Raw genomic sequence first — 25,058 nt, forward strand, 5'->3', positions numbered from 1 at the left:
TGGGGTCGCTCACATCCCCGGTTTGTCCCCCGGGTTCACCTCGAGCTTCTGCTTGCTGGCCGACCCCAGGTTCACGGACCGCACCACACGGGTCTTTCCCTTGCGGTACGGCGGGTAGGCGATCTTGAGCGTGTCCACGAGCGCGGTCTTCGAGAACACGGGCCGCAGCTGGCTGAACGTGTCGAACCCGAACCTGCCGTGGTAGTTGCCCATGCCCGAGGCGCCGACGCCGCCGAACGGGAGGGTGCTCATGCCGGCGTGCAGGTTGCACACGTTGAACGCGATGGCGCCGGCCCGCACCTGCTGCTCGAACGCGCTGTGCGGGCGGGGCCGCTCGCTGAACAGGTAGGCGGCCAGCGGGCTGGGGCGGGCGTTGATGAACTGCATCGCCTCGTCGAGGCTCTCCACGCGCAGGATGGGCAGGAGGGGGCCGAAGATCTCCTCCTGCATGATCGGCGACGCGGGATCCACGCCCACGAGGACGGTCGGCTCGATGTAGAGCGTCTCCGCATCGTGGCGCCCGCCGATGACCGTCACGGACCGGTCGATCTCCGCGTCCTCGATGAACCCGACGAGCCGGTCGAACGCCTTGCGGTTCACGATCCGGCCGTAGTCGCGGCTCGTGGACGCGTCGCGCCCGAAGAACCGCACGAATGCGCGGTGGATGACCTCCGGCAGCTTCTCCATGCCCTGTCCGACGGCCAGCACGTAGTCCGGCGCCGTGCACGTCTGCCCGGCGTTGAGCGCCTTGCCGTGCGCGATGCGCCGCGCCGCGGCGTGCAGGTTCCCGTCCAGCACGACGGCGGGGCTCTTGCCTCCCAGCTCGAGCGTCACCGGGGTCAGGTGCCTGGCCGCCGCCTCGGCGACGATCCGGCCGACCCGCTCGCTGCCGGTAAAGCAGATGTGGTCCCACTCGAGCTCGAGCAGCTCGGCCGCGACGCCGGCGCCGCCCTCGACGACCCGCACCGCCCGCGGATCCAGGTAGCGCGGGACCAGGCGCGCGATCACGGCGGAGGTGGCGGGCGCGAGCTCGGACGGCTTGAGCGCGACCACGTTGCCGGCGGCCAGGGCCCCGACGAGCGGGCCGAGCAGCACCTGCACCGGGTAGTTCCAGGCGCCGATGACCAGGGCGGCCCCCTTGGGCTGCGGCTCGGTCTTCGCGGACGCCGGCTGCAGCATCATCGGCACGCGGGCGTGGTGCGCCTCCATCCATTCGGACAGGTGCAGCAGGGCGAAGTCGACCTCGTGCTTGACGATGTCGATCTCGGTCAGGTGGGCCTCCACCGGTGGCTTGCCCAGGTCGGAGGCGAGGGCGTCGAGCAGCTCCTGCTCACCCTCGACGAGCAGCCGGCCGAGCCCCTTGAGCTGGGTCGCGCGCATCCGGCGCGCGTGCATGAGGCGGCTCGAGCGCGCGTCCCGCAGCTGGACGTGCACGTCCTGGACGCTGGGCGCGTGGCCGCTGCCGCCGTCGTACTGCCCGATCTCGAGCGCGGGCAGCTTGCGGTGAGGTTTCGATCCCATGCGGCAACGGTAACCCGCGCCGCGGGCGCTGGACGAGAGAGATGACGCCGCGGTCACCGACGTTCTGCGCGATGGATCGCGGGCACCGTCCCCCAGAACGCTGGCGACCGGCAGCTAGCCGCCGCTGAGGCGCACGTGGCGCTCCAGCCGCATGAGAGACGGGCCATGGGGCTCGGACTCCGCGGGGTCCAGTGCGGCCTCGAGCGCGGAGCGGGCGGCGCCCTCGTCGAGATCGACGCCGATCGCGACCAGCGCGTTCTGCCGCGGCGGCTTCCGCTCGGCGAGGTGCAGGTAGCCGCCGACCGCGTTGGCGGTGAACCCGCGCCGGCCGGCGGCGGTCCGCACCGCGAAGTGCCCCTTGAGCCGGTAGGCGCCGGGCACCGGCCGCTCGAGCGCGGCGAGCACGCGGGCCGCATCGACGGGCCCCTCGCTCGTGGCGGTGGCCGAGTGCGCGTGCACGTGGTCGTGCCCGGTACCGTGCAGCGGGTTGCCGGACGCGGCGGCCTCGATCAGCAGCTCGCGCAGCGGCAGCTGGTCCGGGTCCTCCTCGGGGCGGGCGACGTCGAAGAGCAGCGCCGCGTCGATGCGGCCGCCGACCGCGCCCACCACCTCGGCGCGGGCGTTGCGCTCCCGCACGCGGGCGCGGATCCGCTCGACCATCGGCTCGCGCTCGGCCTCGGGCAGGCGGTCGAGCTTGTTGACGACCACCAGGGAGGCGACCTGGTAGCGCAGGGGCGGCAGGTCGCCGTCGTCCACCGTGCCGAAGTGGTCGGCGGCGTCCACGACGTCGACCACGGCGGCCAGGCGCGTGCGCTCGGACTCGCGGTCGCGGATCAACTGGGCCAGGGCCACCGGGTCGGCGAGCCCGCTGGCCTCGACGACGATCGCGTCGAGTGCCAGCCGCGGGGCGGAGAGCTGCTCGAGGGCGTCGTCGAGCTCGGAGACGTCCTCGATGCAGCACAGGCAGCCGCCGGCGATGGAGGCCGCCTGGTCCACCTGGCCGGTGACCAGGCCGACGTCGATGTTGATGTCGCCGAAGTCGTTGACGATCACGCCGACCCGCGCCCCGGGCTCGCGCAGGACCCGGTTCAACAGGGTGGTCTTGCCGGCGCCGAGGTATCCGGCCAGCACGATCACCGGCACCGGTGCGGGAACCGCCACGGGCTACTTCCGCGCCGGGCGCACGGACAGCGATTCGATGGTGCCGCGCTCCGGCAGGTCGACGACGGTGCGCACCGCGGCGGCGACGTCCTCGGGCGCGAGGTGGCGGCCGGCGTCGTACTCCTGGCCGTAGGCCTCGGTGAGGCGCTCCTGCATGGCGGTGTCGGTCCGGCCGGGGTGAACGCTGGAGACGCGGACGCCGTTGGCGCGCTCCTCCTCGCGCAGCGCGTCGGTCAGGGCACGGAGGGCGAATTTGGAACCCGCGTAGGCCGAGAGCCCGGGACCCGCGGCGAACCCGGCGCCGGAGTTGATCGCGACCACCAGGCCGCGGGCGGCGCGCAGGGCCGGCAGCGCCTGGCGGGTCAGCTCGGCGACGGCGAAGACGTTGACGTCGAAGAGCCGGATCCACTCCGCGCGGTCGGTCTCCTCGACGGTGCCGAAAGCCTCGAGGCCGGCCGAGTGCACCAGCACGTCGAGCCTCTCCGGCAGCGGCGCGAGGTCGCCGGTCAGCTCGCAGACCCACGGCTCGGCCGACGGCAGCGACTCCACCACGGCGTTCACGGCGGCCTCGTCGCGGCCGCCGATGAGCACGTGGTGGGTGTCGGCGAGCGCGCGGGCGATGGCTTCGCCGATGCCGCGGCTGGCACCGGTGATCAGGGCGACGGGGCGGGCGGACGGCTCGGTCATGGGGGACTCCTCGGATCGTGCGGGCTTCGGCCTCCAACCTACTACCGGCGGCTGGGAGGGGCCGCGATTCGGGGTCGCGTCTCCGCCCGCGCCGGAAGACAATGACCCCATGACCTCTTTCATCAGCCACACGTCGATCGACTGCCGCGATGCGCACGCCCTGTCCGAGTGGTGGAAACCCGTGCTCGGCTACACCGACGACCCGGCTGATCCGAACCTGCCCGAGCACGACGAGTGCCTGATCGTCGACCCGGCCGGCGCCGGCCCGTCCGTCCTCTTCCTGCAGGTCCCGGAGCCAAAGACCGTCAAGAACCGGATCCACTTCGACCTGCGCCCGCGCGAGGGCGGACGAGACGAGGAGCTCGCCCGGCTGCTCGAGCACGGGGCCACCGTGGTGGGCGACTTCCGCGGAAAGTACGGGCCGGGCACCGGATGGGTCGTCATGGCCGACCCCGAAGGCAACGAGTTCTGCATCCTCCGCTCACGGGCCGAGGTCGCCGCGGCCGAGTCGCCGGCGTGACCGGCAAGATCGATTTCAAGAAGTCCCTCGACGCCTACCGGGCGACGCAGGATCGGTTCCGCCTGCTCGAGCTCCCCGAGATGAGCTACCTCGCCGTCGACGGCCGCGGCGATCCGAACACGTCGCCGGCCTACGCCGACGCGATCGCGGCGGTCTATCCGCTCGCGTACACGCTGAAGTTCGCGAGCAAGCGGGAGCTCGGGCGCGACTACGTCGTCCCGCCGCTTGAGGGGCTCTGGTGGGCCGAGGACATGGACGCGTTCACCACCGCGCGCGACAAGTCCCGCTGGGAGTGGACGCTGATGATCATGGTCCCGGACTGGATCGAACCGGACTTGTATGACGACGCCGTCGCACGCGTGCGCGCGAAGGACCCGCCGGCCCTCCTCGGCGACGTCCGCCTGGTGTCCCTCTCCGAGGGCCTCTGCGTGCAGACCCTGCACGTCGGCCCGTACGACGACGAGGCCGCCGTCCTCGAGTCTTTGCACCGGGAATTCGTGCCGGAGAACGGGCTGCGGCTGAGCGGCCGCCACCACGAGATCTACCTGAGCGACGCCCGCCGGGTGGCGCCGGAGCGTTTGCGGACGATCCTGCGCCAGCCGGTCGTTTCCGCCTGATTCAGCGGTTCGCCAGGAGATCGACGTAGGCGCCCTCAACCAGCGAACCGGCGTCGACCCCGAGGACGCCCAGGAGGCTGCGGGCTTCAGCGGCCGCAGCATCATGGGTCGCCGCGTGGTCGACCGGGACCTCCAGCTCCACGAAGTCGCCCAACCCCTCGACGGCGTCCAGATGCACCCGTGTCCGCCCGATCCGGTAGACCGTCCGCTGCTTGCGCACCCGCCCGATCTCGGTGTTGGCCGCGGCCAGCACCGCGCGCGCCCCGTCCGGATCGGACGTCTCCGAGTGGAGGTAGAACGACGCCTTGGGGCCGGCGTCGTCCGCCCGCCGGTAGAAGATCAGCACGCCGCGGGCCGCACCCAGGACGCGGAGCTTGAGCCGACCGTTCGGGCACGCGAAGAACGTGTCGTCCTGCTCGACGACGTCCGGCCCCGCATCCGCCATGGCGGCGACCGCCGCCCGGAGCCCTTCCGGGTCGCCGGCCCGGGCCTTGATCTCGATGTTCGTCGGCATGCGCGTAGTCAATCACACCGTGACGCCCTGCCGGCCGGCCGAGATGACGCGGCGCCGCGCCGACGCGTAGGCTGGCCCACACAGTGGCACGGGGTGTCCCGCACAGGGACTGAGAGAACACCCGCACACACCTGATCTAGTTCGTACTAGCGGAGGGATGTCGCTTCATGGTTCCCATGTCGCCCACCTTGTCCGACCCCGCACCCGCGGACGCCGGATTCATTCAACGCGCGGCGGAGCTGACGTCCGCCGTGCGCGAGACCAGCCCGTTGATCCAGTGCGCCACCAACCAGGTGGTCGCCAACTTCACGGCCAACGTCCTGCTCGCCTCCGGCCCGGCTCCGGCGATGGTGGACGTCCCGGGCGAGGCCGGCGAGTTCGCCGCGATCGCCTCGGCCACGCTCATCAACCTGGGTACCCCGCACGAGGCCCAGCGGGTCGGCATGCTCGAGGCCGTCGCCGCGGCCGCCGCGCACGGCACGCCCTGGGTGCTCGACCCGGTCGCCGCCGGGCCGCTCACCCTGCGCACCCGGTTCGCGCACGAGCTCCTCACCCACTCCCCCGCCGTGGTCCGCGGCAACGCCTCGGAGATCCTCGCCCTCGCGGGCACCGGCTCCGGCGGGCGCGGGGTGGACGCCACGGACGACGTCGACGCCTCCGTTCCCGGCGCGGTCCGCCTCGCGCTCACGGCGAACGGGCACGACGGCGCCGCCCCAGCCCGCGTGGTGGCCGTCTCCGGCGCCACCGACCTGATCACCGACGGCCGCGACGCGATCCGCGTCGGCGGCGGGTCCGAGCTGCTGACCCGGGTGACCGGCGGCGGCTGCGCCCTCGGCGCGATCATCGCGGCGTTCGTGGCGGCGGGCCGGGCCTCGTCCGTCTCCGACCTGGAGGCCGCCGCGATCGCCCACGCGTTCTACTCGGAGGCCGCCGAGCGCGCCGCCGAGCGGGCGGCGGGGCCGGGGTCCTTCCAGGCCGCGTTCCTCGACGCACTGGCCGCCGTCACCCCGGACGACGTCGGCGCGTTCGTGGGCGCCCGGGTGAGTACCGCCGTCGTACTGGGCGGCGAAGATCCCGCAGGAGGCATGGGATGACACACGCCTACTCCCCGGATGACCTTGGTATATACCTTGTGGCGGATGCAGACGTCACCGCTGGTCGCGACCTCGCGGACATCGTTGGAGCGGCCGTCGACGGCGGTGTCCGCATGGTCCAGCTGCGCGCCAAGGAGCTGCCGGCGCGCGACTTCCTGGCCGCCGCGATCGCCTCAGCACGCCACACGGCCGGCCGCGCCACGCTGGTGGTCAACGACCGGGTGGACGTGTTCCTCGCCGCCCGCGCGGCCGGCGCGGCGATCGACGGGGTGCACGTCGGCCAGTCGGACCTGCCGGTGGACGCGGTGCGGGGGCTGATCGGGCCGGGCGCGGTGCTGGGCCTGAGCGCGTCGCTGCCGTCCGAGCTCGACGCCCTCGCCGCTCTGGGCGCCGGCACCGTGGACTACCTGGGCGCCGGCGCGATCCGCGCGACCCCCACGAAGAAGGACCACCCGGAGCCGCTGGGCTGGGACGGCTTCGCGCGTTTCACCGCCCTGGTGCGCGAGCGCGCCGCCGCGGCCCCCGCTTCCGCCCTCAACACGTCCGCGGGCTGCCCGCTGCCCTGCGTCGCGATCGGCGGGGTCACCGCCGACGACGCGCCGGCCGCGCGCTCCTCCTCCGCCGCCGGGCTGGCCGTGGTGCGCGCAATCTGCGCCGCCGACGACCCCGCCCGCGCTGCTGCCGACCTCGTCACCGAATGGACGCAAGCACATGCCTGAGACCACCCCGAACATCCTCTCGATCGCCGGTTCCGACCCGTCCGGCGGCGCCGGCATCCAGGCCGACCTGAAGTCCATCGCCGCGTGCGGCGGCTACGGGATGGCCGCCCTCACCGCCCTCACCGCCCAGAACACCCACGGCGTCACGGGCGTGCACCTGCCGCCGGCCGACTTCGTGACCGCGCAGCTGGACGCGGTCGCCGCCGACGTCCGCGTGGACGCGGTCAAGATCGGCATGCTCGCGAATGTGGAGACCATCGAGGCCGTCGGCGCGTGGCTCGCCGCCCAGCGCACCGGCTCCGGCCCCGCGGTGGTGCTGGACCCGGTCATGGTCGCCACGAGCGGGGACCGCCTCACCGACGACGACGCCGTCGCCGCCCTGCGCTACCTGCTCTCCCACGCGGACCTCGTCACCCCCAACCTGCCCGAGCTCGCCGTCCTGCTCGACACCGAGCCGGCCGCCACGTGGGCCGACGCCCTCGAGCAGGCCCAGCGCCTGGCGACGCAGGCGGACCTGCTGGTGCTCGCCAAGGGCGGGCACTTGGCCGGACACGACGACGGCGCCGCGGGCGGCCGGTGCCCGGACGCGCTCGTGGGACCGGACGGCGTCGTGCTGGAGCTGGACGACGAGCGCGTGGCGACGACGAACACGCACGGGACCGGCTGCTCGCTGTCCTCGGCGATGGCGACCCTGTACGCGCGGTTCGGCGACTGGCCCACCGCGCTGCGGGCCGCGAAGGGCTGGCTGACGCAGGCGCTGCGCGACGCGGATTCCCTCGACGTCGGCACCGGGCACGGCCCGGTCAACCACCTGGGGCAGCTGTGGGACGGGCGCTCGGTCCCGGACCCCCGCGCCGACCTGGCGCACTGGTGGGAGCTGATCGGGGACCTGCGCGCGCGGATCGACGGCGTCTGGTTCGTGAAGGAGCTCGCCGACGGTTCGCTGGCGCGGGCCGACTTCGAGCACTACCTGGCGCAGGACTCGATCTACCTGCGCACGTACTCCAAGGTGCTCTCGAAGGCCGCGCAGCTGGCCCCGACGCTGGCGGAGCAGCAGTTCTGGGCGAAGAGCGCGAGCGAGTGCCTGGAGATGGAGCTCGGGTTGCACGAGGCGCGACTGGCCGAGGCGGAGGCCCGCGGCGAGACGCCGGCCGGCCCGGACGGTGCGCCGGCGTCGCCCGAGACGCGCTCCTACCTCAACCACCTGCTCTCGGCCGCGGCGGTCGGCTCCTACCCGGTGGTGGCCGCGGCCGTGCTGCCCTGCTACTGGCTGTACCAGGACATCGGGACGCGGCTGGCGGCCGCCAACCGGCCGGACCACCCGTACGCGGACTGGCTGGGCCTGTACTCGTCCCCGGAGTTCGACGCCGCCACCCGGCAGGCCATCGACATCACCCAGCGTCTGGCCCGGCAGGCGCCGCCGGCGGAGCGGGAGGCCATGCTGGACGCCTACCTGGAGTCCTCGCGGCAGGAGATGGACTTCTTCGCCCAACGCCGCCCGTGAGACGGCGCCGGCGGGCCTAGGCTGGGTGCGTGATCAAGTACACGCTGAAGCAGCTGCAGTATTTCGTGGCGGTCGCCGACGCCGGGTCCCTCTCGGGCGCGGCGGTCGCCTGCCACATCTCGCAGGCCGCGGTCTCGCAGTCGCTGACGGAGCTGGAGCGCGAGGTCGGGGCGCAGCTGGTGGTGCGCCACCGCGCCCGCGGCGTCGTCCTGACGGCCATGGGCTCCCGCTTCCTGCAGGACGCCCGCTCGCTGATCCGCCACGCGGAGGACGTGCAGGCGTCCGCCACGGAACGGCAGGAGGAGCTCGTCGGGCCGCTCGTGATCGGCTGCTACACGAGCCTCTCCGCGTTCTGGCTGCCCGTGATCGGGGAGAAGTTCATCCGGCCGAACCCCGGCCTGGACGTGACGATCATCGAGGGCGACGGCGCCGAGCTTCAGGAGCGGATGCTGGACGGGTACGTCGACGCCGTGCTCACCCACACCCGGCACCTGCTGCCGCAGGTCGACTCGACGGCCGTGATGAGGGGGCGCCCCTACGTCCTGGTCGCGGCCGACCACCGCCTGGCCCACCGCGGGAGCGTGCAGCTGACGGAACTGGCCGACGACGACTTCGTCCAGCTCGACATCCCGACCGTCCGAGAGAACCAGCTGGTCAACCTGCGCCTGTCCGGCCTGGACCCGCACATCGCGTGGAAGTCCAGCAGCTTCGAGGCGGTGCGCGGCATGGTCGCCCGCGGACTCGGGTACACGGTGCTGGTCCAGCGCCCGCCGGTCGACGTCAGCTACGACGGCCTGCCGCTGGCCGCCCTGGAGATCGACGGCGACGTCGGCCACAGCGACATCTGCGTCGCCTACTCGCCCGCGCACCGCATGAGCCTGCGGCTCGCCGCGTTCATCGACTTCTGCGTGGCCGCCGGCGAGGAGAAGGAACGACGCCGGGAGCCGGCCAGCGACGGCTGACCGGCTCCCGGGCTCCTGCGGTGCTGCTGCGGACCTAGTGCATGTCCGCGGCGTCGAGGTCCTTGTCCTTGCCCTCCCGGATGCCGCGCATCGCGAGGGCGGCCACCAGGAACGCGCCCACCCAGACGGCTCCGGCCAGCCAGAGCCCTCCGCCGGCGACGATGACCAGGGCGCTGACGATCATCGGCGTGAATCCTGCGCCGATCGTGGAGGACAGCTGGTAGACCAGCGAGGCGCCGGTGTACCGGATGCGGGTCGGGAACAGCTCGGCCGTGAAGGCGCCGAACGGACCGAAGATGAACGCCTGGACCAGCCCGTTGGCCAGGAACAGGGCGATCATGAAGATCCAGATCTCTCCGAGCTCCAGCCCCCACATTATCGGCAGGGCCAGGAGGGCGCCCGCGGCGATGCCGATCATCATGACGGGGCGGCGGCCGATCCGGTCGGAGTACCGGGCGGCGATCCAGACGCCGATCACGGTCAGGGTGGCGCCGAGGGCCTTGATGAGCAGGACCGAGGTGCGGTCCATGCTGGCGCTCTCGACGACGTAGGAGACAGCCCAGACCGTCATGACCCCCTGGACGGTGTAGGAGCTCATGCCCACGAGCGTGCCGAGGATGACGGACTTGGGGTACTTGGTCAGCACCTCGGACAGGGGCAGCTTCTTCTCCGCGGCCTTGTCCTCCAGCGCCACGAACAGCGGCGACTCCGCGACCTTGAGGCGGATGATCAGGCCCACGCCGATCAGCACGATGCTGAAGAGGAACGGAACCCGCCAGCCCCAGGACAGGAACTGGTCCTCCGGCAGCACGGAGACGGCGGAGACGGCGAGCGTCGCCAGCACGGCGCCGGCGGGCCCGCCCATGTTCGCGAAGCTCGCGGCGAAGCCGCGGCGCCGCTTCGGCGCGTGCTCGAGCGCCATGAGCATGGCGCCTCCCCACTCGCCGCCGACGGCGAGACCCTGGATCACGCGGAGCAGGATGAGGATCACGGGTGCGGCCATGCCGATCTGCGCCGTGGTGGGCAGCAGGCCGATGAGCGTCGTGGCGATGCCCATCATCAGCATCGAGGTGACGAGCACGCCCTTGCGGCCGAGCTTGTCGCCGAAGTGGCCGAACACGATGCCGCCGAGCGGCCGGGCCAGGTAGCCGGCCGCGAGAGTCGCGAAGGAGGCGAAGATCGCCACGGACGGCTCGAGTTCGGTGAAGTAGACCTTGTTGAAGACGAGCGAGGCCGCCGTCGCGTAGAGGATGAAGTCGTAGAACTCGATCGCGCTGCCGATGAAGGACGAGGCGAGGATGCGCCGCATCTGCGGCGAGTTCAGGCTGGGGACCTTCAGTTCGGGTTCGCTGGTGGTGGTGCTCATCGGGTGGCTGCCATTTCTGTCGTCCCGGCGGCCCCGGCATCGTCGCCGGCTCCGCCGAAGTGGATGATATCGAGATCGTCGGGGACCAGGAAGTCCCCGGAGAAGGAGGCGCCGTGGGAGCGCCAGACGTCGACCGGCGTCGTGCCGGGGACCAGGTGGTGCAGGGCGAGCGCCGAGGCGCCGGCGCGCTCGGCGATCCGGATGGCCTGCGCGGGCGAGGTGTGGGAGCGGCGGTGGTGGTCCATCGACGCCCTCGCCTCCTCGGTGTCCTGCCCGCCGTAGCTGCGTTCGACCCAGTCGAAGTCGATGGCCTCGTGCAGCAGCAGGTCCGTGCCGGTGGCGAGGCGCACGAGGTTGTCGCAGGGGGCGGTGTCGCCGGAGATCGTCACCGAGCCGCCGGCCGTGTCGAACCGGAAGGCGAAGGCCGGGGCGATCGGCGGGTGCTCCACCAGGGTGGCGGTCACGGTGACCCGCTCGTCCCGGTACACCTCGAACGGCTCCAAGGATGCCGGCGTCGGATTCTCGTTCGGGTGGTAGCCGGAGGCGGCGGGAATCTCGATGTCGGAGGCCGCGAAGCGGTCGGCCGGCGACGGGCGCAGGGCGTCGATGATGCGGTCGTTGAGGTCGGTCGCGTGGGCATGCATGAGCCGCTCGAACATCTCGGCGGTCCCCGGGGTGGGCGAGGCCGGGTTGAGCGGCGTCGGCGGCGTGACCGCCCGCGGCGAGACCGGGGGCAGGGCCCCGCGGTCGCCCGGGCCGATGATGCGGACCGGATCCTGGCCGGCGCGCAGGGTGAAGAGGCCGAAGACGGCCAGACTGGCCAGGTCGATCGTGTGGTCGGAGTGCAGGTGGGTCAGGAAGATGGAGCGGACGTCGCCGACCGAGTAGCCCGCCTTCATGAGCTGGTTGCCGACTCCCGTGCCGGCGTCGACGAGGTAGACGGCTCCGTCGACGACGACGGCCGTGGAGATCCCCGCGCGGCGGCCGGCGTTCTCGCCGGTCCACCAGCGCGGGCCCCCGGCCGTGCCGAGGGTGACCACGTGGGGTGCGGTGGGGTGGTTCATGAAGTGGCCTCCAGGAGCGCTTCGTTGTGTGCTGGCGATCACTCAAGCGTGAACCCGGAATGAACCGTTGTAAAACTGTTTTTTTCTGACATTATGAACGGTTTTCCTTATAACTAGTTCGGGGCCGCTCCCCGGTAAAATGCCTGGAGTCCGCCGGCCCGCACTGGCACGGCGCACCGGCCCCACCCGCACCGCACCCTCTCGGAAGGCCCCCATGAGCAACCCCCTCGGCTTCGGCTGGAAGCTGCACGGCGACGGCAGGACCATCCGGCCCGGCTCGGTCGTCGCCCCGGACGAGCGCCTGAACTGGCTGCAGACCACCGGCATCGGCGTCCAGCACGTCATGGCCATGTTCGGCGCGACCGTCCTGGTCCCCGCGATCACGGGCTTCCCGGCCACCACCACGCTGCTGTTCTCCGGTATCGGCACCCTCCTCTTCCTGATCATCACGGCCGGCCGGGTGCCCAGCTACCTGGGTTCCTCGTTCGCGTTCCTCGCCCCGGTCGCCGCCGCCACCAGCGCCCACGGCATGGCCGGAGCGCTCGGCGGCATCGTCGTCGCGGGCGCGGCGCTGTTCCTGATCGGCGTGATCGTGCAGAAGGCCGGCACCGGCTGGATCCACCGCCTGATGCCGCCGGCGGTCATGGGCACGATCGTCGCCCTGATCGGCCTGAACCTCGCCGGCACCACGCTGACCCCGATGCAGGAGGTCCCGCTGACGACGTTCGCCACGGTCGGCGCGATCGTCATCTCCGCGGTCCTGTTCAAGGGGCTGCTCGGCCGCCTGTCGATCCTCGTCGGCATCGCGGTCGGCTACGTCGTCGCGCTGGCCCAGGGCCAGGTGGACTACACGACGGTCTCCGCGGCCTCCTGGGTCGGCGCCCCGGTCTTCACCGCGCCCGCGTTCCACCTGGACGTCATGCTCGTGTTCGTGCCGGTGGTCTTCGTCCTCATCGCGGAGAACATCGGCCACGTCAAGACGGTCTCCCTCATGACCCGCCGCGATCTCGACGGCGTCTACGGCCGCGCGATCATGGCGGACGGCGCCGCGACCATCCTCGCCGGCGCGGGCGGCGGTTCCGGTACGACGACGTACGCCGAGAACATCGGCGTGATGGCGTCGTCGCGCGTGTACTCGACGGCCGCCTACTGGGTGGCCGGCGTCGTGGCGGTCCTGCTGGCGTTCTCACCGAAGGTCGGGGCGGTCATCAACACGATTCCGGCCGGCGTGACGGGCGGCGCGGGCATCATCCTGTACGGCATGATCGGGATGATCGGCGCGCGCCTGTGGGTGCAGAACAAGGTGGACTTCGCGAACCCGATCAACCTGATGACGGCGGGCGCCGGCCTGATCATCGCGATCGCCATGGGCTCGAGCGCCCTCATGATCGGCAACCTGCAGCTCGGCGGCATCGCGATCGGCACGATCGCCACCCTGGCGATCTTCCACATCATGACGCTCATCGCCCGGGCCCGCGGCACGGAGCCGGTCGACGAGGAAGAGGAGCACGCGGTCGAGCCGAGCAAGGTCGGCTGACCCGCCGGCCGGCTGTCTCGAGGGCCCCGTACGCCGACCGGCGTGCAGGACCTTCATTTATTCGAGGCCGGTATCCCCAGCGCCGCGCCCTGGCCGCTCGCGCCACGCCAGCACGACGGCCTTCACGGCGTAGCCGACGACGAAGACGCCGAGCAGCGCCCATAGCCGGGGCGCGTCGAAAAACCGATACAGGATTTCCGCCACGACGATCAGGGCGAGCGTGAAGGCGAGCGAGGACAGAAAGTCTCGAGTCCGCCTGTGGCTCCCAGCCGCACCTACTGAATTCTCAACCATCTGAGCGACGCTAACACGCGATGTCACATCGAGGACGGGGCCCGCGCCTCTTGGACCTAGACTGGAACCGTGGCCCAGTGGAATGAAACGTGGAAGAGCGAGCAGTGGCGCGCCGACGCCGCGCAGTGGATCGACCTGGTCCTGATGACGTACGAGCTCACCAAGACGGGCGAGCCGCAACAGACCTTCAACGGCATCTTCTCCACGCAGATCTCCGTCCCGACGGACCACGGCAAACTGTTCTTCAAGGCCAACAACCCCGGCCAGTACGCCGAGGTCTCGGTGACGGCCGTGGCCGCGAACCTGGCGCCGGATCAGCTGATCATGCCGCTCGCGATCGAGCCGCAGCGCGGCTGGATGATCACCCCCGACTACGGGGAGACGCTGCGCGTGCTCCCGACCACCGACTACCAGCTGTGGGCGCGCATGCTCCGCGACTTCGCGAAGGTCCAGCGCAGCCTCGTCGACTTCGGGGAGACCCTGTTCGACGCCGGCCTGCTGCACCTGGATCCTGCCTGGCTGCCGCACTACATCGACGACCAGCTGGTCCTGCACGCCTCGATGCCGCGCGGGCACGCCCTGCACCTTCCGGCGCGCGACGCCGAGGACCTCGACGGCCAGCTCGGCGAGGTCAAGGGCATGTGCGAGTTCCTCGCCGCCGGACCCGTCCCCCTGTCCCTCGAGCACAACGACCTGCACCGCGGCAACGCGTTCGTCCCGACGACCCCGGACGAGCCGCTGCGCTTCATGGACCTCGGCGACTCGTACTGGGCGCACCCCTTCGGCTCGCTCGGCACGCCGATCCGGGTCATGTGCGAGGAGCTGAAGACGACCCCGAACGACCCCCGCATCCGCAGCGCCGTCACCAGCTACCTGGAGCAGTGGACGGACTTCGGGACGGTCGAGGAGCTGTGGGAGTACGTGGAGCCGGCGCTGCGGGCCGGCAAGCTGCAGCAGCACGCCATGGCGATGCGCATCCTCGCGGACGCCTCCGAGCAGGACCTCGAAGAGCACGCCGGCCTGGCCCTGCGCCCCCTCGCGGAGCTCGCGCAGCCGATCTTCACCGACTGACACTCGCCGGGCAGGGCACACGGTGGCATAATCTGCCTCATGTCGATCCTCGCCCAGAACCTCCTCGTCTTCCAGCAGACCAAGAACTTCTCGAAGAACGACTTCGCCATCATGGACGGCGCGGGGCAGCAGGTCGCCCATGTCGAAACGGGCGGAAGCACCCTCGGGCGCATGTTCAAGGGCGCCCGCCAACTGACCGTCTTCGACGGTCCGGACAATCCGATCATCCAGGTCAAGGACACCATGACGTTCGGCCGCGACCGGCTCGAGGTCCTCGACGGCCAGGGCAATCCGCTCGCCAGCCTGGTCAAGCGCATCACGTTCTTCAAAACCCGCATCACGATCGACCTGCAGGGCGAGGAACTCGATCTCCGCGGCAACCTCTGGGGGTTCGACTTCCAGGTCACCGGCCCCGACGGCGACCTCGCGACCGTCTCCCGCGAATGGTCCGGCATGGGCAACGCCTTCCTCGGCAAGTCGACCTACGCGCTCCACCTCGCCGACGAGCTCACGGCCCCGCAACGGCAGGCGGTCATCGGCTCGATTCTGGCCCTCGACCTCATCCGGGAGAAGGAGCAGCGCAGCAACTGACGCGGCCCAACTGAGGCTCACGAGCAAGCAGCGCCTACGCTCGTCACGGTCTGCTGGGCCCGACACCTTCAGGCTGCGCAGAGTCGCCGGCCCGCCGGCGCTCCTCGTCGTTGTCCCGCAACGCCCCGCGCACGGCCGCGCGGACCACGAGGTAGAGCACGTAGAAGAAGACCGCGGCGAACAGCACGGTCAGGACAAGCGACGACAGAGCACCCATGCCTCGAGCCTACCGGGTGGGGGTCGGGGGCCAGATCCCGCGCTCGGTGTACACCTCGACCAGGGTCTCGGCCTCGTCGGTCATGATCGCGTCGACGCCCAGGTCGAGCAGTTCGCGCATGGTGTCGGCGTCGTCGACCACCCACACGTGCACCTCGAGCCCCGCCTCGTGGGCGCGCGCAACGAAATCGCCCGTCACCACCGGGAGCGGCCCCTGCCTGACCGGCACCTGCAGGGCGACGAGGTTCCGCAGGATCGGCAGCAACAGCCGCCAGGGCTGGAACCTGCCGCGGCTGATCAACCCGAGCAGCGTGAACGCGGCGATGATCTTGGCCCCGCCCGTCACACGCACCGGCGGCATCGCGCGCTCGGCCAGGTGCTTCGTGAACCGGTGACGCCGCAGATCGGAGAACGAGGCCACGACCACCCGGTCCGACGCCGCGTGCCGGGTCAGGAGCTCGGCCATGACCGGCACCGCCGCATCGTCCTTCAGGTCCACGTTGATGTGGAGGCCGGGGAACGCGGTGAGCAGCTGCTCGAACGTGGCGATAGGCTCCTGCTCCGCCACGCGCAACCGGGACAGCTGCTCGGCCGTCAGCTCGCTGACGCGCCCGAAGCCCCGGGTCAGCCGGTCCACGTGCTCGTCGTGGAACACCATGAGCACGCCGTCGGCGCTCGTGCGCACGTCCGTCTCCACGTGGGTGAAGCCGCGTTCGACGGCGGCGCGGAACGCGGCCAGCGTGTTCTCCGCCCCCGTGGGCGAGTACCCGCGGTGCGCGTAGGCCTTGATCGTCCTGGAAGTCATGGGGTCTGCGCTTTCCGGCCGAGGCCCCCGTCGTCGTCCAGGCCGGCCGCGGGCACCGCGCCGTCGAGGATCCGCTCGATCATCTGCGCGACGCCGTCGTCCTCGAGGGTGCCGGTGACGGCCGCCGCCGCCTTCTTGGCGAGCTTGTGGCCCGAGCCCATCGCGCAGCCCAGCCCCGCCCAGGAGAGCATCTCCAGGTCGTTGGGCATGTCGCCGAACGCGGCGACCTCCTCGCGCCGCAGGCCCAGCTCCTCGGCATAGCGCTCCAGGGCGATCGCCTTGTTCACGTCCGGACACGACATCTCCAGCAGCGCGACCCCGGGCGCGGAATGCGTGACCGCCACCAGGTCCGACACCTCCGGGTAGACCGCCTTCCGGAAGGCCTCCGAGGTGGTGGTGCCGACCTTGGCGAGCAGTTTCACCGTGCCCTCGGCCTCCAGGCGCTCCATGGGCAGCTCGTCGGGCTCGATGCCCTCGAGCAGGTGGGACTCCTCCGGTTCCACGAACCCGGGCTCCAGGTACAGGCCGAGCGGGGTCTCGGCGGCGAAGCGCGCCCCGGACTCGATCTGCAGGATGCGGCGCCGGACCTCGCCGACCGTGGCCGCGTCCAGGGTCCGCGACTCGATGATGCGCTCGGCCTCCAGGTCGTAGACGAGGGCGCCGTTGGAGCAGATGACCGTGCCGAGCCGGCCGAAGGCCTCCTGGATCGGCGTGAGCCAGCGGAAGGGCCGGCCCGTGACGAACACGACCTCGAGCCCCGCCGCCCGTGCGGCCTGGAACGCGGCGACCGTGCGCGCGGTGATCCGGCCGTCGGGGTGGAGGATCGTCCCGTCGATGTCGCTGGCGATGAGCCTGATGCCGGTCATGCGCGTGCTCCGGCCACTACTGGACCTCGCTGCGGTACGGCGGGTTGGCGCCGGCGCGGGAGACGGTGACGGCCGAGGCGCGGATCGCGAAGTCGAGGATCTGGCGCAGCTGGTCGGCGGGCAGGCCGCGCAGGTGCTCGCGCTGCGAGGCCCCGATGAGCTCGCGGTCGGCGATGCCGGAGATCAGGGCGGCCATGAACGTGTCGCCTCCCCCGACGCTGTCCGCGACCTCGACGGTGCGGTTCGGGACCGTGACCTCGCCGTTCTCGACGAACCCCGAGGCTCCGCGGGAGCCGTGCGTGACGGCGACGACGGCGGGACCCATCTTCCGCCAGGCGCGGGCCGAGTCCGCGATGCTGCGGCGCGGGTACAGCCAGTCGAGGTCGGCATCCGAGGTGCGCACGACGTCGGAGAGCTTCACGAACCGCTCCGCCTGGGCGACGGCCTCGGTGTGGTTCCGCACGAACGTCGGCCGGATGTTCGGGTCGAAGGTGATGGTGGCGTGCGGACGTGCGGTCTCGACGGCGCGGAGCACCGTGGACGCCCCCGGCTCGACGACGCACGCGATGGAACCGGTGTGGACCAGCTGCGCGTCCTTCAGCGAGGATTCGAACGTGCTGAGCTCGGGCAGCTCCCACGCGAAGTCGAAGTCGTAGGTCGCGGTCCCGGCCGGGTCGAGCGTGCCGCGCGCGGTGCTCGTGGGCATGTCGTCGGGCCCCAGCGCCTCGCGCACCGAGTTCGCCTGCAGGTAGTCGCGGATCATGCTGCCCGGGCCGTCGTCGCCGTAGCGTCCGACGAACGTGACCGGGTGCCCGAGGCGCGCGAGCGCGACCGACACGTTCAGCGGGCTGCCGCCGACGTAGGTTTTGGGCGCGCTGACGCCCCCGGAAAGCACGTCGACGAGACCCTCGCCCATGACTGTCAGCACTGTTTCAACCCCTCGTTCGCCTGCGACCCAATACTACCGACTCGTAGCCTCCGGGTCTGCGGTCCGAGGCACCATTCAGCCCTCAGCGGGCAGGTTTCGCCTCGCGCACCTCGGCGAGACGGTCGAGTTCCTTCAGGCACATCTGCCAGGCGCGGCTCTCCACGTCGACCACCGACAGGTGGTCGCCCGGGATGGCGCGGAAGCGCGGGTCGCCGCCCGCCGCCGCCGCGGCCTCGCAGTAGGAGTGCGCCAACGACACCGGGACGGATTCGTCGGCCTCGGGGTGCAGGACGACGACGTCCACGGGCGTGGGAACGAGGCGCGCCGGGTCCGCGTGGTTCCACGCGTCGGGATCCTCCTCGGGAGTGGAGCCCATGAGGATCTGTGCGGCCCCGTTGCTCAGCCCGAGCTCGTGGGCCTGGTGCAGGTCGAGGACGCCCGCCTGGCTGAGCACCCCGTCGAGGGCGACCACGGGATCGGCCCCGACCGTGCCGGTCGTGAAGCTCGCGCGGCTCGCGGCCCACGCGGCCAGGTGTCCACCGGCCGAATGGCCCAGCGCGAAGGTCGGCAGGTCGAAGTATGCCTCAGGGAGAATCTTTCGGATGTGGTCGATGCCGGCGGCGACGTCCTCGAAGGTGGCGGGCCAGCCGCCCGCATCCGCCGGGTCCTCGGACTCGGTGCGCCGGTACTCGAGGTTGACGGCAGCCCACCCGTGCCGTGCCAGGTCGGCCGCCAACGGAAGGCCCAGCTCGGCGTCGTACTTCGCCCGCCAGAACCCGCCGTGGATGACGACCACCACGCCGCGCGCATGCCCCTCTGGCAGGATCACCTCGACGAACTGGCTCGGCAGGTCGCCGTAGTGGTTGAGCGTATATGCCGCTTCTGGGATATTCTGCTGGGCGGATGACATGGTTACCTCCCTGGGAACGATGCTGATTCTTTGGCCAGAAACGCGTCGCGGCCGACGCGTGAGTCCTCAGTGGTGAATGCCGTGCGGAAGCTCGCCGCCTCGATCTCGAGCCCGTCGGCCACGGAGCGGTGGGCGACGGCGTTCAGGGTCGCCTTGGCGTTGGCCACGGCGGTCGGCGCCTGGCCGGCGACCTCGCCGACGGTGGCCCGGGCGGCCTCCAGGAGCGCCGCCTGGTCGTCGAAGACCCGGTTGACGAGGCCGATCCGCAGGGCCTCGTCCGCGTCGATGCGGCGGCCGGTCATGATGAGCTCGCGGGCGATGCCGACGCCGACCCGCTGCTGCAGCCGCACCGAGCCGCCGAAGCCCGGGACCAGGCCGAGGGAGACCTCCGGCTGGCCGAATCCGGCGTTCGCGCTGGCGTAGATGAAATCGCAGGCCATCGCGAGCTCGCAGCCGCCGCCGAGCGCGAAGCCGTTGACGGCGGCGATGACGGGGACGGGCAGGGCCTCGAGGTTGAGCGTCACCTGGTGCATGTCGCGGGCGTAGGCCTCGGCCTGCTCGGGCGTCATGCCGGACATCTCGCGGATGTCGGCGCCGGCGACGAAGGCCTTCTCGCCGGTGCCGGTGACGATGACCCCGCGGCAGGCCCACTCGCCGGGCTCCGCCTCATCCGCGGAGGGCAGGGTCTCGGCGAGCCGGTTCGTCAGGTCGAGGAGCTCGGCCACGACCTGGCGGGCGAGGGCGTTGAGGGCCCGGGGCCGGTTGACGGTGACCACCAGCGCGGGGCCGTACTGCGTGACGAGGATCGTCTCGTAGTCGGCGGCCTCGTCCACGTCGTCGAGGGTCATCCCTGGTAGCTCCTTCGCAATCGGGGGCGTCCTTCCCGCCAGCTTGCCAGATCCGGGGCCCAACCAATAGCCCCCGGGCCCTATCGGCGGGGCGGGTACTGCTTGAACTTGCGGAACTGGTTGAGCAGGGCGGCCGCCACGTAGAACCAGCGGCGCGGGTGCCGCTCGGCGCGGTAGGCGAGCGGGTTCGTCGTCGTGCGGGTCTTCAGGAGGGCTGCGGCGCGCTGGCCCACGGTGCCGACCATGTGGCGGCGCAGCAGCGCCTTCGGCAGCACCGTGTAGAGCAGCTCGGAGGCGGAGACGGCGAGGCCCTCGGGCGGGACCGAGTCCTCGAACTCGGACCCGAGGTAGTCCCGAACGTAGGCGCGGGCGGGATTCGCCCACGCCCAGTCGTCCGCGTAGGCGGCCGCCGTCAGGTAGTAGTGGTTGCGCCCGAGCCGGGGGTTGAGCTCGAAGAACTTCACCTGCCCGTCGCGCGGGTCCAGCTTGGCGTCGAACATCGCGAAGCCGCGCCAGCCGAGGCGCTCGAGCAGCACGCTGCCCTGCTCGATGAACAGCTCGGCGGCGTCGTCGGGGACGCCGGTGACGATCGCGGCCGAATTCCCGAGGACGACCGGGGCGTGCTCCTCCACGAGGACCTCCCCGTACGCGGCGTAGCGGGCGTTGCCGTCCCGGTCCGCGTAGAACGTGGCCAGGCGCATGTTGGAGTCGCCGCCGGGGATCAGCTCCTGCAGGATGAATTTGCCCTTGTAGCCGCTGGCGTCGATGCGGCGCAGCAGGTCGTCCAGCTCGGTCCGGTCAGCGATGGGGTGGACCTTCTGCTTGCCGGCGAACTTCGCGGCGACCCACGCGGACGAGTCGGACGGCTTGCCGATCAGCGGGAACGGCAGGTCGTCGGGGACGCGCTTGGACTTGGGCGTGTACACGTGCGTGACGGGGTGCGGGATGCCGAGCTCGTCGCAGAGCTCGTAGAAGTTCTCCTTCAGCGCCGCCATCTCGATCATCTCCAGCGAGACGTACGGGATCGTAAAGACCGGCTCCAGCTCCGCCCGGTTGCGCGTGATCATGGTGACGTGCAGATCCAGCGATCCGAACAGCAGGAGGGGACGCCCGCGATCCGCGCCCAGCTCGCGGCCCAGCGCCTGCAGGTGCGCGACGACGTCGTCCTCCCCCATGCTCCCGGCCGGACGGACGTCGACGGCCACGGAGTGGTCGAGGACCCCGTTGCTCGCGGCGGGCACGGCGACGCTGACGGCGCCGTAGGCCTCGTGGAACTCGCGGGCGAGGGAGTAGGTGCCGATGTCGCCGCCGAGGATCACGGGGACGAAGGGCTGTGAATCGGGAACGCGCATGGAACCAATGTATCGGGCGCAACCGGGCGGGCGGCGCATGTGCGGCCCCCGCGCCTCAGGCGGCGGGGTTGGGCGACTCCAGCGCCCGGCGCACCTCGTCGACCAGGACCTGCATGTGGTGCTCGGCCGCGCGCGCGTCGCGCCCGGCCACCGCGTCCGCGACGGCCTCGTGGCCCGCCAGCGCCTCGGGCCGCGGGTGGAACGGCATGAGGCCCTGGTGGGTGCGCCCGGTCAGGACCTCGGCGATGACGCCGTCGAGCTGGGCGAACATGGAGTTCCCGCTGGCGCGCAGCAGCAACTGGTGGAATTCGATGTCCGCCTCGAGGAACTCTTCGAGCTGCCCGGCCTCGCCGAGGCGGCGCATGTCCGCGGCCAGTTCCGTGAGGCGGTCCCGCACGACGGCGCTGGCCCGCACCGCCGCCCGCGCCGCGGAGAGCGGTTCGACGGCGATGCGCAGTTCCGTGAGCTCCGTGAACTGCGATTCGCGCCCCGGCCCCGCCAGGCGCCAGCGGATGACGCGGCGGTCGAACTTGTTCCAGTCCTCGGGCTCCTGCACGACGAGCCCGACGCGCCGGCGGGAGACCACCATGCGCAGCGACTCGAGGACGCGCATGCAGTCGCGCATCACCGTGCGGGAGACCCCGAAGCGCTCCTGCAGCGACTCCAGGGTGAGGCGGTCGCCGGAGGTGAGGGCGCCGTCGACGATCTCGCGTCCGAGAACCTCGAGGATGGGGTTCTGGAGCAGATCTGCAACGTCGTCGTTCGGCATGCCCCTGATCCTATCCACCACGGGCCGGACCACGCAGTCGCGCGCGCGTGACGACCGCCCCGAAATCACACCCGACCCGTTAGGTATTACCTTTCTCACAAAAAGATGCTATCTTTTCAGGACTGCTGTAATGGGCCCTGAAAGTGATCGCGCTCACACCGCCCGGCCGAAGACGTCCACAAGGAGAAAAGCATGGCAACCACGCACACCCCCGCCACCCACATCGTGGTGATGGGAGTAGCCGGATCCGGGAAGACCACGCTCGCCGAGCTGCTCTCGGACGAGCTGGGCTGGCCGTCCGCGGAAGCCGACGAATTCCACCCGCAGTCCAACATCGACAAGATGACGGCCGGGACCCCGCTCACGGACGAGGACCGCTGGCCGTGGCTGCGGAAGATCCGCGACTGGATGAGCGAGCACGAGGCCGAGGGCACGATCGTGACCTGCTCCGCCCTCAAGCGCAGCTACCGCGACCTCCTGCGCGAGGCGCACGGCGACGTCGTCTTCCTGCACGTCAGCGGCAGCGAAGTGATGCTCAGCGACCGCATCTCCCACCGCAGCGGCCACTTCATGCCCTCCAGCCTGCTGCCCAGCCAGCTCCACACCCTCGAGCCGCTCGGCGATGACGAGCCCGGCGCCGAGATCGTCAACGACCGCTCCACCGAAGATCTGCTCGACGCCGCACTCGCCGTCCTGCAGACCCGCTCCGCACCATCACCCGCATAACAATCAACGGAGATTTTCATGACTATTGAAGGTTGGTCCCAGACACTGGGCGCCGGACCACTGCTCGGCATCGCCGCGGCAGCGATCCTCGTCCTGCTCTTCCTCATCATCAAGCTGCGCATGCACGCATTCGTGGCGCTCATCCTGGTCAGCCTGCTGACCGCGTTCGCCACCGGCATCCCGGCGGGATCGGTGGTCTCCACGCTGACGGACGGCTTCGGCTCCACGCTCGCCGGCGTCGCCCTCCTCGTCGGCCTCGGCGCGATGCTCGGCCGACTGGTCGAGACCTCCGGCGGCGCCAAGGTCCTCGCCGACACCCTGATCCGCAGGTTCGGCGAGAAGCACGCCCCGTTCGCGCTCGGCGTCGCCTCCCTGCTGTTCGGCTTCCCGATCTTCTTCGACGCCGGCCTCGTCGTGATGCTGCCCGTCGTCTTCGCCGTCGCCCGCCGCCTGGGCGGATCGGTCCTCCTCTACGGCCTGCCGACCGCCGGCGCGTTCTCCGTCATGCACGTGTTCGTCCCGCCGCACCCGGGCCCCGTGGCCGCCGCTACCTTCTTCGAGGCCAACGTCGGCTACGTCCTGCTCATCGGCCTGATCATCGCCATCCCGACCTGGTACGTGACCTGCTACCTGTTCGGCAAGTGGGCCGGCGGCAAGTGGGACCTTCCGATCCCGAGCCTGCTCGGCAAGGCCGACGAGCAGCACGAGGCCAACCCGCCGAAGTTCGGCACCGTCGTCTCCCTGCTGCTGCTCCCGCTGGTCCTCATCTTCATCAACACCGGCCTGAGCACCCTGTCCGAGGCCGGCGTCCTGCCGGACGGATCGGCCGACACCGGATGGTTCCAGTTCCTGCTGGCCATCGGCTCGACCCCGGTCGCCCTCCTCATCACCCTGCTGGTGGCCGTCCTCGCGATCGGCATCCGCCGCGGCATGGAGAAGTCGGCCGTCGAGTCGACCCTCGAGGGCGCGCTCGGCCCGGTGGCCTCCGTCATCCTGATCACCGGTGCGGGCGGCATGTTCGGCGGTGTCCTGCGCACCTCGGGCATCGGAGACGCGCTGGAGACCTCCCTGACCGGGCTCGGCATCCCGCTGATCCTGGCCGGCTTCCTGATCTCCACGATCATCCGCGTGGCCCAGGGCTCCGCGACCGTGGCCCTCACGACGACGGCCGGCCTGTTGAGCTCGGCCGTGATCGCCGCCGACCTGAACGAGCTGCAGCTGGCCTCCATGGTCATCGCCGTGGCCGCCGGCTCCGTCATCGCCTCGCACGTGAACGACTCCGGCTTCTGGCTGGTCGGCCGCTTCTTCGACATGGACGTCAAGACCACCCTGAAGACGTGGACCGTCCTCGAGTCGCTGATCGCGATCATGGCGTTCGCCCTGGCCGCAGTGGTCTACGTTCTGGCCTCGATCGGCTGAGGCCAGCGACGACGACCGTCAAAAACGGGGGGAATGCGCAACGCATTCCCCCCGTTTTTGCAGGTCATCCGGATCACCAGCACGACGGCGGCTCCTGCGGCTCCCAGCGGGCCGCGCCAACCGCGTGCCCGCGCGATCACTGCCTTGCGTCTACCGGCGCTTGCCGCGCTTCGGGCCGCCCCGCTTGGGACCCCCGCGTGCGCCCGATCCTCCGCGTGCGCCCTTCGGAGCCGCCTTGCCGTTCTGCTTCTGCCCGCGTTTCGGGGCGCCGGCCTTGTCCGCGCCCTGGCGGCGTTTCTGTGCCTTCGCGGCCTCGGCCTGTTCGCGCTCGCGCACGGACGGCTGGCGCGACGACGACGCCTTGCGGCCGCGCACGATCCCGACGAACTCCTCGATGAGCGCGGCTTTCTTCGCCTGCTCGCTCTCCGGGTCGGCGAGGGCGGCCTCGAGTTCGGGGTCCCGGATGTCCGGCCGCGGCCACGCGAGGCCGATCCGGGTCGGACCGCCGAGCGACTCGGGGACGCCCGTGAGGACGCGGTGGACCACGTCCTTGCGGTGGTACAGGCGCGCCACCGACATCGGCAGCACCAGCAGCCCGGCGCCGGTGCCGACGACCTCGAGCGCCATCCGCGTCCCGCCGGCCTCCGCCGGATAGTCGCCCGGGTCGAGGAACGTCTCGTCGGCGATGTCCTCGAAGGGCACCTCGTCGTCGTACGCCTCGACGAGGTGCTCCTTCGCCGCGCACACCACAGGCAGCTCGGTGTAGAGCGGGATGCAGTTCAGCGTGTCCCGGGCGGGCGATTGACCCTCGGGGAAACGCACGAACACCAGGTCGGCGCTGCCGTCAGCGAGCAGCGGCAGCGGGTCGCCGCCGTCGTACAGGACCGCCTCGAGCGGATCGGACAGCCTCTCGTTCCAGCGGTCCAGCCACTTACCGGGGGTCACTCCGGGCACGTATGCGACGCGCAATCCGTTCTCTGCCACGCGCACCAGCCTA

The 25,058-nt window shown here is 71.2% G+C and carries 27 protein-coding genes and 1 riboswitch; of the genes, 11 read left to right on the top strand and 16 right to left on the bottom strand.

What is annotated here, in order from left to right:
- Positions 1–9 precede the first annotated feature (9 nt).
- The 3 genes from IE069_RS12775 to IE069_RS12785 form a co-directional block, all read right to left on the bottom strand.
- Positions 10–1,521, bottom strand: a complete 1,512-nt coding sequence (locus IE069_RS12775) for an aldehyde dehydrogenase family protein (protein WP_229791141.1) — start codon at positions 1,519–1,521, stop codon at positions 10–12.
- A 114-nt stretch (positions 1,522–1,635) separates the two neighbouring features.
- A complete protein-coding gene (locus tag IE069_RS12780; RefSeq protein WP_229791142.1) occupies positions 1,636–2,682 on the bottom strand; it encodes a CobW family GTP-binding protein in 1,047 nt (348 codons plus the stop codon).
- A gap of 3 nt (positions 2,683–2,685) precedes the next feature.
- The gene (locus tag IE069_RS12785; protein WP_189350948.1) at positions 2,686–3,369 is read right to left on the bottom strand and encodes an SDR family oxidoreductase; all 684 of its coding nucleotides are present in this window, start codon (positions 3,367–3,369) and stop codon (positions 2,686–2,688) included.
- A 109-nt stretch (positions 3,370–3,478) separates the two neighbouring features.
- On the opposite strand from IE069_RS12785, the gene IE069_RS12790 reads away from it, so the two are divergent.
- Entirely contained in the window at positions 3,479–3,889 is a 411-nt protein-coding gene (locus tag IE069_RS12790) for a VOC family protein (RefSeq protein ID WP_189350949.1), read from the top strand.
- Positions 3,886–4,506, top strand: a complete 621-nt coding sequence (locus IE069_RS12795) for a GyrI-like domain-containing protein (protein WP_189350950.1) — start codon at positions 3,886–3,888, stop codon at positions 4,504–4,506. Before IE069_RS12790 ends, IE069_RS12795 begins: the two co-directional genes overlap by 4 nt.
- A 1-nt stretch (position 4,507) precedes the next feature.
- Here the strand turns inward: IE069_RS12795 and IE069_RS12800 are convergent, their stop codons facing one another.
- Complete coding sequence (locus IE069_RS12800; RefSeq protein ID WP_189350951.1) at positions 4,508–5,020, bottom strand: class IV adenylate cyclase; 513 nt, start codon at positions 5,018–5,020, stop codon at positions 4,508–4,510.
- A gap of 79 nt (positions 5,021–5,099) precedes the next feature.
- A riboswitch (TPP riboswitch) is annotated at positions 5,100–5,195 on the top strand.
- A gap of 1 nt (position 5,196) precedes the next feature.
- Between IE069_RS12800 and thiM the strand changes: the two genes are divergently transcribed.
- The 4 genes from thiM to IE069_RS12820 are packed head-to-tail and all read left to right on the top strand — an operon-like array spanning position 5,197 to position 9,299.
- A complete protein-coding gene (gene thiM / locus IE069_RS12805) occupies positions 5,197–6,114 on the top strand; it encodes a hydroxyethylthiazole kinase (protein WP_189350952.1) in 918 nt (305 codons plus the stop codon).
- 38 nt (positions 6,115–6,152) lie between these two features.
- Complete coding sequence (locus IE069_RS12810; RefSeq protein WP_229791143.1) at positions 6,153–6,833, top strand: thiamine phosphate synthase; 681 nt, start codon at positions 6,153–6,155, stop codon at positions 6,831–6,833.
- The gene (gene thiD / locus IE069_RS12815; protein WP_189350954.1) at positions 6,826–8,337 is read left to right on the top strand and encodes a bifunctional hydroxymethylpyrimidine kinase/phosphomethylpyrimidine kinase; all 1,512 of its coding nucleotides are present in this window, start codon (positions 6,826–6,828) and stop codon (positions 8,335–8,337) included. The genes IE069_RS12810 and thiD overlap by 8 nt, the downstream gene beginning before the upstream one ends.
- 29 nt (positions 8,338–8,366) lie before the next feature.
- Positions 8,367–9,299 carry a LysR family transcriptional regulator gene (locus IE069_RS12820; protein ID WP_189350955.1) on the top strand — a complete coding sequence of 311 codons (933 nt, stop codon included), beginning with the start codon at positions 8,367–8,369 and terminating at the stop codon, positions 9,297–9,299.
- A gap of 34 nt (positions 9,300–9,333) precedes the next feature.
- On the opposite strand, the gene IE069_RS12825 is transcribed toward IE069_RS12820, so the two are convergent.
- A complete protein-coding gene (locus IE069_RS12825; RefSeq protein ID WP_189350956.1) occupies positions 9,334–10,665 on the bottom strand; it encodes an MFS transporter in 1,332 nt (443 codons plus the stop codon).
- Positions 10,662–11,729, bottom strand: coding sequence for an MBL fold metallo-hydrolase (locus IE069_RS12830; protein WP_189350957.1), 1,068 nt, complete (start codon positions 11,727–11,729; stop codon positions 10,662–10,664). Before IE069_RS12830 ends, IE069_RS12825 begins: the two co-directional genes overlap by 4 nt.
- 214 nt (positions 11,730–11,943) lie before the next feature.
- On the opposite strand from IE069_RS12830, the gene IE069_RS12835 reads away from it, so the two are divergent.
- Positions 11,944–13,266, top strand: coding sequence for a uracil-xanthine permease family protein (locus IE069_RS12835; protein WP_189350958.1), 1,323 nt, complete (start codon positions 11,944–11,946; stop codon positions 13,264–13,266).
- Positions 13,267–13,323: 57 nt separating this feature from the next.
- Here the strand turns inward: IE069_RS12835 and IE069_RS12840 are convergent, their stop codons facing one another.
- Positions 13,324–13,560 carry a hypothetical protein gene (locus IE069_RS12840; protein WP_189350959.1) on the bottom strand — a complete coding sequence of 79 codons (237 nt, stop codon included), beginning with the start codon at positions 13,558–13,560 and terminating at the stop codon, positions 13,324–13,326.
- A gap of 69 nt (positions 13,561–13,629) precedes the next feature.
- On the opposite strand from IE069_RS12840, the gene IE069_RS12845 reads away from it, so the two are divergent.
- Positions 13,630–14,631: a phosphotransferase gene (locus IE069_RS12845; protein ID WP_189350960.1), complete on the top strand. Its 1,002-nt coding sequence runs from the start codon at positions 13,630–13,632 to the stop codon at positions 14,629–14,631.
- Between the two features lie 39 nt (positions 14,632–14,670).
- Complete coding sequence (locus tag IE069_RS12850; RefSeq protein WP_189350961.1) at positions 14,671–15,222, top strand: LURP-one-related/scramblase family protein; 552 nt, start codon at positions 14,671–14,673, stop codon at positions 15,220–15,222.
- Positions 15,223–15,265: 43 nt separating this feature from the next.
- Here the strand turns inward: IE069_RS12850 and IE069_RS12855 are convergent, their stop codons facing one another.
- The 8 genes from IE069_RS12855 to IE069_RS12890 all read right to left on the bottom strand — a co-directional run bounded on the left by IE069_RS12855 (position 15,266) and on the right by IE069_RS12890 (position 21,916).
- The gene (locus IE069_RS12855) at positions 15,266–15,439 is read right to left on the bottom strand and encodes a hypothetical protein (RefSeq protein WP_189350962.1); all 174 of its coding nucleotides are present in this window, start codon (positions 15,437–15,439) and stop codon (positions 15,266–15,268) included.
- Between the two features lie 9 nt (positions 15,440–15,448).
- Positions 15,449–16,243 carry a glycerophosphodiester phosphodiesterase family protein gene (locus IE069_RS12860; protein WP_189350963.1) on the bottom strand — a complete coding sequence of 265 codons (795 nt, stop codon included), beginning with the start codon at positions 16,241–16,243 and terminating at the stop codon, positions 15,449–15,451.
- Positions 16,240–17,109, bottom strand: a complete 870-nt coding sequence (locus IE069_RS12865; RefSeq protein ID WP_308425394.1) for an HAD family hydrolase — start codon at positions 17,107–17,109, stop codon at positions 16,240–16,242. The genes IE069_RS12860 and IE069_RS12865 overlap by 4 nt, the downstream gene beginning before the upstream one ends.
- Positions 17,110–17,125: 16 nt before the next feature.
- Complete coding sequence (locus IE069_RS12870; protein ID WP_189350964.1) at positions 17,126–18,037, bottom strand: carbohydrate kinase family protein; 912 nt, start codon at positions 18,035–18,037, stop codon at positions 17,126–17,128.
- A gap of 82 nt (positions 18,038–18,119) precedes the next feature.
- A complete protein-coding gene (locus IE069_RS12875; RefSeq protein WP_189350965.1) occupies positions 18,120–18,947 on the bottom strand; it encodes an alpha/beta hydrolase in 828 nt (275 codons plus the stop codon).
- Between the two features lie 2 nt (positions 18,948–18,949).
- The gene (locus tag IE069_RS12880) at positions 18,950–19,795 is read right to left on the bottom strand and encodes an enoyl-CoA hydratase/isomerase family protein (RefSeq protein ID WP_189350966.1); all 846 of its coding nucleotides are present in this window, start codon (positions 19,793–19,795) and stop codon (positions 18,950–18,952) included.
- Positions 19,796–19,875: 80 nt separating this feature from the next.
- Positions 19,876–21,147, bottom strand: coding sequence for a carboxylate--amine ligase (locus IE069_RS12885; RefSeq protein ID WP_189350967.1), 1,272 nt, complete (start codon positions 21,145–21,147; stop codon positions 19,876–19,878).
- Positions 21,148–21,202: 55 nt separating this feature from the next.
- Positions 21,203–21,916, bottom strand: a complete 714-nt coding sequence (locus IE069_RS12890; protein WP_189350968.1) for a FadR/GntR family transcriptional regulator — start codon at positions 21,914–21,916, stop codon at positions 21,203–21,205.
- Between the two features lie 192 nt (positions 21,917–22,108).
- Between IE069_RS12890 and IE069_RS12895 the strand changes: the two genes are divergently transcribed.
- Both IE069_RS12895 and IE069_RS12900 read left to right on the top strand, forming a co-directional pair.
- Positions 22,109–22,642 (top strand): gluconokinase, encoded by a 534-nt coding sequence (locus IE069_RS12895; protein WP_189350969.1) that lies wholly within the window; start codon positions 22,109–22,111, stop codon positions 22,640–22,642.
- Between the two features lie 18 nt (positions 22,643–22,660).
- Positions 22,661–24,061 carry a GntP family permease gene (locus tag IE069_RS12900; protein WP_189350970.1) on the top strand — a complete coding sequence of 467 codons (1,401 nt, stop codon included), beginning with the start codon at positions 22,661–22,663 and terminating at the stop codon, positions 24,059–24,061.
- 150 nt (positions 24,062–24,211) lie between these two features.
- On the opposite strand, the gene IE069_RS12905 is transcribed toward IE069_RS12900, so the two are convergent.
- On the bottom strand, positions 24,212–25,045 hold the full coding sequence (locus tag IE069_RS12905; protein ID WP_229791144.1) for a substrate-binding domain-containing protein: 834 nt from the start codon (positions 25,043–25,045) through the stop codon (positions 24,212–24,214).
- Positions 25,046–25,058 lie beyond the last annotated feature (13 nt).

The sequence above is a fragment of the Zhihengliuella salsuginis genome, assembly GCF_014651715.1.
Classification (GTDB): Bacteria; Actinomycetota; Actinomycetes; order Actinomycetales; family Micrococcaceae; genus Zhihengliuella; species Zhihengliuella salsuginis.